Annotated in this window: 7 protein-coding genes, 1 rRNA gene and 1 pseudogene; 5 read left to right on the top strand and 4 right to left on the bottom strand. The window is 65.3% G+C overall.

Features of this window, described 5'->3' with window-relative positions; genetic code table 11:
* The 3 genes and pseudogenes from JF66_RS13075 to JF66_RS13065 all read right to left on the bottom strand — a co-directional run.
* The coding region (locus JF66_RS13075; protein WP_035878856.1) for a hypothetical protein at nt 1-900 on the bottom strand (900 nt) is incomplete at its 3' end.
* A gap of 207 nt (nt 901-1,107) precedes the next feature.
* A pseudogene (locus JF66_RS13070) lies at nt 1,108-1,775 on the bottom strand (DNA alkylation repair protein).
* A 132-nt stretch (nt 1,776-1,907) separates the two neighbouring features.
* Entirely contained in the window at nt 1,908-3,347 is a 1,440-nt protein-coding gene (locus JF66_RS13065; RefSeq protein WP_081882379.1) for an APC family permease, read from the bottom strand.
* A 210-nt stretch (nt 3,348-3,557) separates the two neighbouring features.
* On the opposite strand from JF66_RS13065, the gene JF66_RS13060 reads away from it, so the two are divergent.
* The 5 genes from JF66_RS13060 to JF66_RS25335 all read left to right on the top strand — a co-directional run bounded on the left by JF66_RS13060 (nt 3,558) and on the right by JF66_RS25335 (nt 7,702).
* Entirely contained in the window at nt 3,558-4,961 is a 1,404-nt protein-coding gene (locus tag JF66_RS13060) for a DUF6421 family protein (RefSeq protein ID WP_035878853.1), read from the top strand.
* On the top strand, nt 4,954-5,601 hold the full coding sequence (locus JF66_RS13055; RefSeq protein WP_035878850.1) for an SDR family oxidoreductase: 648 nt from the start codon (nt 4,954-4,956) through the stop codon (nt 5,599-5,601). The genes JF66_RS13060 and JF66_RS13055 overlap by 8 nt, the downstream gene beginning before the upstream one ends.
* Nucleotides 5,602-5,700: 99 nt before the next feature.
* A complete protein-coding gene (locus tag JF66_RS13050) occupies nt 5,701-6,585 on the top strand; it encodes an ABC transporter ATP-binding protein (RefSeq protein ID WP_035878848.1) in 885 nt (294 codons plus the stop codon).
* Nucleotides 6,582-7,070, top strand: coding sequence for a hypothetical protein (locus tag JF66_RS25340; RefSeq protein WP_369798017.1), 489 nt, complete (start codon nt 6,582-6,584; stop codon nt 7,068-7,070). The genes JF66_RS13050 and JF66_RS25340 overlap by 4 nt, the downstream gene beginning before the upstream one ends.
* Nucleotides 7,028-7,702: an ABC transporter permease gene (locus JF66_RS25335; RefSeq protein ID WP_369798015.1), complete on the top strand. Its 675-nt coding sequence runs from the start codon at nt 7,028-7,030 to the stop codon at nt 7,700-7,702. Before JF66_RS25340 ends, JF66_RS25335 begins: the two co-directional genes overlap by 43 nt.
* A 63-nt stretch (nt 7,703-7,765) precedes the next feature.
* On the opposite strand, the gene rrf is transcribed toward JF66_RS25335, so the two are convergent.
* A 5S ribosomal RNA gene (gene rrf / locus JF66_RS13040) occupies nt 7,766-7,882 on the bottom strand.
* Nucleotides 7,883-8,171 lie beyond the last annotated feature (289 nt).

The raw sequence follows: 8,171 nt of genomic DNA, 5'->3' as shown, positions 1-8,171 counted from the left end.
CACGGTCTCTCCGGTTTCGCGGCTGAGCGCAACAACGCGCTGTTCGGTCAGGTCATAGGAGTACTGCTCACGGTCACTGAGTCCCGGCTCATACGTGGCACCCGACCCAATGAGCAATCCGTCAGGATCGCTCTTCTCCCATGACCAGCCGCCATCGGACGAGTATCCCCGACCAAACACCTCCGTGTAGGGCCGCTGCCACGCCGTCTTGCCGGCAGCGCTGTACCCCAGCATCTCCAACCCTTCCGGCGCCCGAAGACTCGTCGAGAAGATTCTCTCGCCAAGGAATCTGGCACCGTCCGGCAGCGCAAGATCCGTGTCTGGCCGCACGGTCCCCACCTTCGGATCGAAGCGGAAGGAGCGCTGGCCGGCTAGGCGCGCATCGAATGTCCAGCCTGAGAAGCAAATTCCGGCACCATCCGGGCACGCGGTAGGCCGTTCTGACGCCCAGACCGCGGACGGGGCCACTGCGACCGCGATGCCGGTGACCGCATCGGCGATGACGAGCTGCTGCCAATCAGAGTCATTATCGGGCAGATCCCGAACGTATGGCACGAGCGTTCGGCCGTCCGTCTCCACTATCGATGCATCCAGTTCGACGCCGGTGGTCATGCTGCCCGTGGCCGCGTCGTCTCGCCACAATTCAACGCCCGAATGCGCATCCCATGCCACAATCTGCAGACCACCATCCGACGCCGAGACATACGAAACGACAACGCCGTTTGCTGCGATGGGAGCGCCGATCAGGCCCGCCGTTACCGTCCAGCTTGGGCCGATCTGTGACTCGAAATCGCGAGCAGGCGATGGCGGGGCGCCGGCGCATCCACTGAGGAGCGCAGCGGTCAGGACAGACAGCGCGACGAGCACGAGAGCATGTTTCAGAAATCGTGGCGTGGTCATGATGGCCTCCAGACTGGGCCGAGCGTGCCTCAGCGCCAACAGGGGAGAGAATGCCCCGGGACCGCAGGCCCTCACCGCGCTCACCCCAATCTGTGGAGAACTTCCGGCCGGCCCAGCCCTGTGGATAACTTCGTGCCGGCGGTCGCGAGCAGGTGGAGTGCCGCAGTATCCGTTGGTGGGTTCCTGCGGCCTGCGGGCACGATTCAGCTAGCGACGGAGGGCGCGGTAGCCCGCGCGCACCTCCGGGCTGAGGTGTTCCGTGGCGTAGCTGAGCGCGGTGCGAGGCATCTCGGGTGCGTGCTCGTCGAGGAAGGCGAGCAGCAGGGCGCGGTCGATGCGTTTGCCCACCTCGCGCAACATCCAGCCGACGGCCTTGTGCATGAGCGGTTCGCGGTCGGTGAGCAGCCGTGCGGCCAGCTCGAGGCTTGTGCTCGCGTCGCCGCGCATGATGAGGCCGAGGCTCCCGACCATGGCGGCACGGCGCTGCCAGAGCACCGGGCTGGCGGCGAGCTCGGATATCACGCCGCGTGGCCGGTCGAACAGGTAGGTTCCCACGAGCGTGGCGCCGAGCAATCGACGAGGTCCCAGTTGTTCACCCGGCCCCGGCGCACGGCACCGAGGTAGTCCGCTGCCAGGCGGGTGCGTAGCGCATCATCGTCGGCCGACGGTCTGCCAGCCCGCTCGAACTGCGCCACGAGGATGAGCAGCGCGGTGAGCCGATGCTCATGCACCTCGCTGTCGAGCAAACGCTCGATCTCGGCCTGGGGCACAGCGGCGAAGGCCTTGACCACCTTTCGCACCACCGGCACTGTGAGCCCGATGAACACATCCCCTTCGCCGTACTGGCCGGGCCCGGTCTGGAAGAAGCGCGCCATTCCCACCGCGAGTTCCGGGTCGGCCAGCCCGTCGAGGGTAGCCATGACCGCGGATGCCGTGAGCGGCGGAGGGGTGTGGGGCGGAGCATCCGTCATGTCCGCACTCTAGCCCGACGCGCCTGCAGCCCCCTATTATGCGCGGCGAGATCCCAACGTCGCGAGCAGGCGCTCCTCGGCGTCATGACCCGGTGCGATCCCGGCGGGAACGCGAAAGTAGAAGAAGGCGCCGCCGACCCACCAGAGCAGGAACAGAACCCACGGTTCGAACGACAGGGAGGCTGGCATGCCCGGCATGTACAGGCTGAGCAGGGCGAGACAGAGCACTGCCGCCAGGACGCCGATCACGATGCCACCGTTGCCTTTTCCACCGATGCGCAGCGGTCGGTCCATTTTGGGTTCCCGACGACGCAGCACCACAAAGGCGACGGCCACCAGGATGTACGCGATGACGATGCTCGGGGCCCCGGAATCGACGAGCCAGCCGAGCATCTGGGTGCCGAAGAACGGGGCGATGAACGACAACGACCCGATGAAGATCAGTGCGTTCGTGGGTGTGCGAAACTTCGGGTGCAGCACACCGAACCAGGCGGGAAGCATGCCCGAGCGTGCCATCGAGAACATCAGGCGTGAGGCGCCGAGCAACAGCGAGTTCCATGAGGTGAGAATGCCCGCGATGCCGCCCGCGAGCAGAACCTTCGCCATCACAGCGGTGCCAAACAGGGCCCCCATGGCATCCGCGGTCGCGATGTCGGCCTGGCCGATGGCCGCGGCGCTCATCGACGACGACGTGGTGAGCACAATCATGACGTACCAAATGGTGGCCAGGATGACGGCGATGACCACTAGCTTGCCGATCTGGCGAGGCGCCACATCGACTTCCTCGGCAGACTGCGGGATCACGTCGAAGCCCACGAACAGGAACGGCACGACGACGAGCACCGCGAAGAACCCGCCCATGCCGCCGGTGAAGAACGGCTGCATGTTGACGGTGGAGCCGCCGGTGAACGAACCGAACACGAGCATCGCGCCGATGATCAGGAGGAACAGCACGACGAAGGTCTGAACGACCCCGGCCAGTTTCACCCCGCGGATGTTGATGCCCGTGATCACGACGGCCGCAACCGCACCGACGAGCGCCCACGTCAGGAAGACCTGCTCGCCGGCGATCTGCCACAGCGGGATCTGGCTCAGGTTCGGAAAGAGGTACCCGGCCGTGCGCGGCAGAGCCACGGCTTCGAAGGCGACGATGGTGACGTAGCCGCCCGTGATCGCCCACGATCCGACGAAGGACCAGCGGGGCCCCATGGCCCGCAGCAGAAAGTTGTGCTCGCCGCCCGCCTTGGGCATGGCCGCAGTGAGCTCGGCGTAGGTGAGCCCCACGATGCCCATGATGACTCCGCCGGCGATCATGGCTGCGACGGCGCCCATCGTGCCGGCGTCGTTGATCCAGCCTCCGGTCAGCACCACCCAGCCGAAGCCGATCATGGCCCCGAATCCGAGGGCAAGCGCGTCTCGATTTCCGAGGACTTTGAGGAGCGAATGATCCGATGTGTGATGGTGTGTGGCGGTGATGGTGTCCCCCGTTGTTTCCTTGACTCTGTCATATACCGGCGCCGATTCTCGGCGTGCACGGGGATTCTGCGCGATGCGGCGGGGTCTTCGCGCGCAATTACTGCGAGAAATTGCAAGAAAACGCCGTTCATCCCTCGATACTCTTAGGGAGGGCGCATCAACTGCGCCCACAGTCGCAACCGCGGCGATTCAGGAGGACGGGAGGTTCCCATGTCGATGTCAATTAAAGAAACACGTGTTGTAGAAGCACTAGTCGGTGAGCCCGAGGTTCTCGAAGACGCCGCGACCGCCCTCGCCGAGCACCCCGCCTGGTTGCGCCTCAAGGCCGCCGCCACCGCGCTGCAGGCCATGCAGGTGCAGGACGGCTCGGTTGCCGACGCCGGTCTGCACACGGATGCCGCGGCATCCGTTGCCGAGATCACCGCCGCCATTGCGGAACTTGCGCCGCGCTTCCCGACCGACGCCGAGTACCTCACGGCCCTCGTCGTGGATTTCGACCGCTGGGTTCGTGAAGACTTCGGTGTGCCCGATTTCTATGACGCGCTCCTGGCTTTCCAGCCGCAGAAGAACCGCGTGGACGGGTTGGCGCACCTCGTCGTCTTCCCGATGTACACCCAGAACGGCAGTACCAATCGACTCGTGGAGGCGGTGCTGATCGAAGTGATCTGGCCGCAGTTCATCGCCGAGCTGGAGGAGGAGTACTCCAACAAGCTGTTCGTGCCGATCCGCTTTCTCGATTTCACCCCCGGATACGACACCAACTCTGCCGTACTGTTCCCGGAGACCGTCGCGATGCGCGAGATTCCCACGTTCACGTGGGGTGCCATCTTCGCCGACCGCGAGGCCGCACGGTACCGTCGGGTCGTGCGGGCGGCGTCCGAGATCACCCGTCTGGAACTTCCCGCCGAGGCCGCTGGCCTGCTCGACGATCAGCGCCTCACCGAAGAGACCTTCGTGATGTGGGACCTCATCCACGACCGCACGCACATGCGCGGCGATCTTCCCTTCGACCCGTTCATGATCAAGCAGCGCATGCCGTTCTTCCTCTACTCCCTCGAGGAACTGCGCTGCGACCTCACCGCGTTCCGCGAGTCGGTCACGATCGAACGGAACGAGAAGGCCAGCCCGGAGGCGCGCACGCACGCCAAACTCGTGCAGTACGCCGTGATCTTCGACCGCATCTTCCGGTTCTCCATCACCGGAAGCCGCGTGCGCAACTACGACGGACTCGGCGGCCAGCTGCTGTTCGCGTGGATGCACCAGCACCACGCCCTGCACTGGACCGACACGCGCCTCACGTTCGACTGGGACGCGGTACCCGACGTGGTCATCGCCCTCGGCAAGCAGATCGACGACCTGTATTGGGCGTCGATCGACCGGCCGAAGAAGGCGCACTGGCTCGCCGCGTACGAGATGATCGCCGAAACCCTCACCCCGAACCCGGCCTCTGTCTGGGCGCAGGGGCTGCCGCGCGAGGTGCTCGCGGGTCCGCCCAAGGGCTACACCGACGAGGTTCTCGACGATGAATTCCCGCTGTCGATGTTCTTTGAGGCCCTCGAGAAGAAGATGAAGACGGTTATCGCGTCAACGGCGGGTATCACCGCCCATGACTAAGGCTGTCGCTGGACGCATCGTGCTCATCGCCGGTGCGTCCAGCGCGGCCGGTCAGGCCGCAGCCTCGGCCCTCACCGCCGCGGGTGCGCGCGTCGTGGCCGTCGGCTCCAATGCCGACAGGCTCGAGCCGGTTGCGGCCGAAGCCCGCTATGCGTGCGATCTGGGTGATTTCGCGTCGGTGCAGCGTTTGGCCGACACCGTGCGGGCCGAACTCGGCCCCATCGATGGCCTCATCCACCTCGTGGGCGGATGGCGCGGCGGCGGCGGTCTCATCGGCCAGACCGACGAGGACTACGAGTTTCTGCACACCCACGTTGTGACGACCCTGCGCAACACCACTCGGGCCTTCAACGCCGACCTGCTGGCTTCCCCGGCCGGACGGTTGGCGATCGTGTCGTCGGTCTCAGTGGATCGACCGACTCCCGGCGGCGCAAACTACGCCAGCGTGAAAGCGTCAGCCGAAACCTGGACCCGCGCCGTGGCATTCGGCTTCGCGAAGGCAGAGTCCCCCGCTGCTGCCGTGATCTTCGTGGTGAAGGCTCTCGAAGGGCTGGAAGCCGAGCTCGGCTCGAGCGTGGTCGGCCTGTGGGAGAGCGACGCAGCATCCGTCAACAACACCCGCGTACGGCTCACCGCCTGACGCTGAATACGAACGAGACATGAGTCACCGGGCGACGGATGCACGCGCATCCCTCGCCCGGTGACTAGCCTGTAGGGCAGGGTCAACGAAAAGGTGGGCATGCTCGACATCAGGGGCGTCAATAAGCGCTACGGCAGCAGATCCGTGCTCACCGACGTGAGCTTCACCGTGGCAGACGGGCGCATGACCGGGTTTGTGGGCGCTAACGGCGCGGGCAAGACGACCACGATGCGCATCATCCTCGGCGTGCTCACACCGGATTCCGGCACCGTGCTCATCGACGGAGTCCCCGTCATGCCCAGCGACCGTCGCCGCTTCGGGTACATGCCCGAAGAACGCGGCCTGTACCCCAAGATGAAGATCGCCGAGCAACTGGTGTACCTGGCTCGCCTGCACGGCCTCGGCCGGGCATCCGCTCGCCGCAACACCGATGATCTGCTCGAGCGTCTCGGTCTCGCCGAGCGGGCGGGTGACCTCGTGGAAGCGCTGTCACTCGGCAACCAGCAACGCGCTCAGATCGCGGCCGCCCTCGTGCACGACCCGGAGTTCCTCGTTCTCGACGAACCCTTTTCCGGCCTCGACCCGATCGCGGTTGAAACGGTGATGAGCGTCCTCACCGACTACGCAGCCGGCGGTGCGCCTGTGCTGTTCTCCTCGCACCAGCTCGACATCGTCGAACGACTCTGCGACGACCTTGTGATCATCGCGGAGGGGCAGATTCGCGCCAGCGGGCCGCGCGAGCGGTTGCGCGAGCAATTCAGCGGTTCGCGTTTCGAGATTGAGGCCACGGGAGACGTCGGTTGGATTCGAACCCTTCCCGGCATCACCCTGATCGACACGGTCTCTGGCCGTGCGGTCTTCGAGGCCGAAACGGATGCGGCCAGCCAGTCGGTCCTGCGGCAGGCCCTGAACCGTGGGGACGTCACGTCCTTCAGTCAACAACGACCCAGCCTCTCCACGATCTTCAAGGAGGTCGTGCAGTGAGCTCCAGTCGTCCGCTGCACACGGCTCCCACGTTCAGCCAGAGCGTACGGCTCGTCTCCACGCGCGAGATCGTCGCGCGACTGCGAAGCAAGTCCTTCCTGATCTCCACCGCCATCCTGCTGTTGATCTCCGTCGCTTCCGTCGTCGTCGGCGGCATCGCCGCCCAGAACACCAGCGTTCCCCGGGTAGCGGTTGTCGGTTACGTGGGACAAAACGTCGAGCAGACCCAGGCGTTCGACCTCGTGCAGGCGGACAACGTGGCGGATGCGGAGGCCCTGGTGCGTGACGGCACGGTCGTGGCGGCCGTCGTGCCCGCCTCCAGCGACACGTCGCCGCTCGGTGTCGATGTCATCGCCCTGAGCGAGCCACCCCTCGAGGTGATGAGGCGCTCAGCGTCAGTCCCACACTTCACCTCCTCGAGCCGCCCGCTCAGGACAACAGCTTGGCCTACCTGGTCGCCATCGGTTTCGGTCTCGTGTTCCTGATGTCGTCGATCACCTTTGGGTCCACGATCGCGCAGAGCGTCGTCGAGGAGAAGCAGACCCGCATCGTCGAAATTCTCATGTCGACGATCTCCGTGCGCGCCCTGCTGGCCGGCAAGGTTCTCGGCAACAGCATCATGGCCTTCGCTCAAATCGTGGCCATCGGTTTGCTCGTTTCCGTGGGCATGGCGGTGACGGGCCAGACCAGCCTGCTCGCCGGGGTGGGGCCGGCGATTGTCTGGTTCGCGATATTCTTTGCGTTCGGCTTCGTGCTGCTCGCGTCGCTCTATGCCGCGACGGCGTCGCTCGTGTCCCGACAGGAGGACGTGGCTTCGGCCACGTCGCCCGTGATGATCCTCATCATGATCCCGTACTTCCTGGTGATCTTTTTCAATGACAACGCCACCGTGCTGGCGGTCATGTCGTACATCCCCTTCTCCGCCCCAGTGGGCATGCCCATGCGCATCTTCCTGGGCTCCGCGCAATGGTGGGAACCGCTCGCCTCCCTGATCATCCTGCTGGTGACGACCTCCGCCGTGATCGCGCTGGGTTCCCGCATTTACGCGAACGCGCTGCTGCGCATGGGAACCCGCGTTCCCCTCCGCGAGGCCCTACGCGAGGCCCTACGCAAGTAATTGTGCGCATTAACGCAGGAAGGCCACCCCGTGGGGTGGCCTTCTCTGTTGTTGCTAAGTTAAGTCCGGCGGTGTCCTACTCTCCCACAGGGTCCCCCCTGCAGTACCATCGGCGCAAAGAGTCTTAGCTTCCGGGTTCGGAATGTGACCGGGCGTTTCCCTCTTGCTATAGCCGCCGAAACACCTGTGCGACGCCTGGGCGTCAAGTCTTCCGAACAGTATTTGCTTCGTGTTTCTAGGATACAGCACGCACGCAGCCTCGCACGACCAGCCTCCCCCGGGGGACCAGAGGCTCGGGTCGCGGGGTCTCGATCGCTCCTTCGTCGCGCCTCGACCAGCGGGGGTTTCGCTGGTCGAGGAACGCCGTCTACGGCGTGTCTCGAGACCCGGTGAGCCAAGCCTCCAAGCGCAGGTCGCGGGGTCTCGATCGCTCCTTCGTCGCGCCTCGACCAGCGGGGGTTTCGCTGGT

The organism is Cryobacterium sp. MLB-32 (assembly GCF_000738085.1).
Taxonomy (GTDB): domain Bacteria; phylum Actinomycetota; class Actinomycetes; order Actinomycetales; family Microbacteriaceae; genus Cryobacterium.
This window is presented reverse-complemented; position numbering and strand designations above follow the sequence as displayed.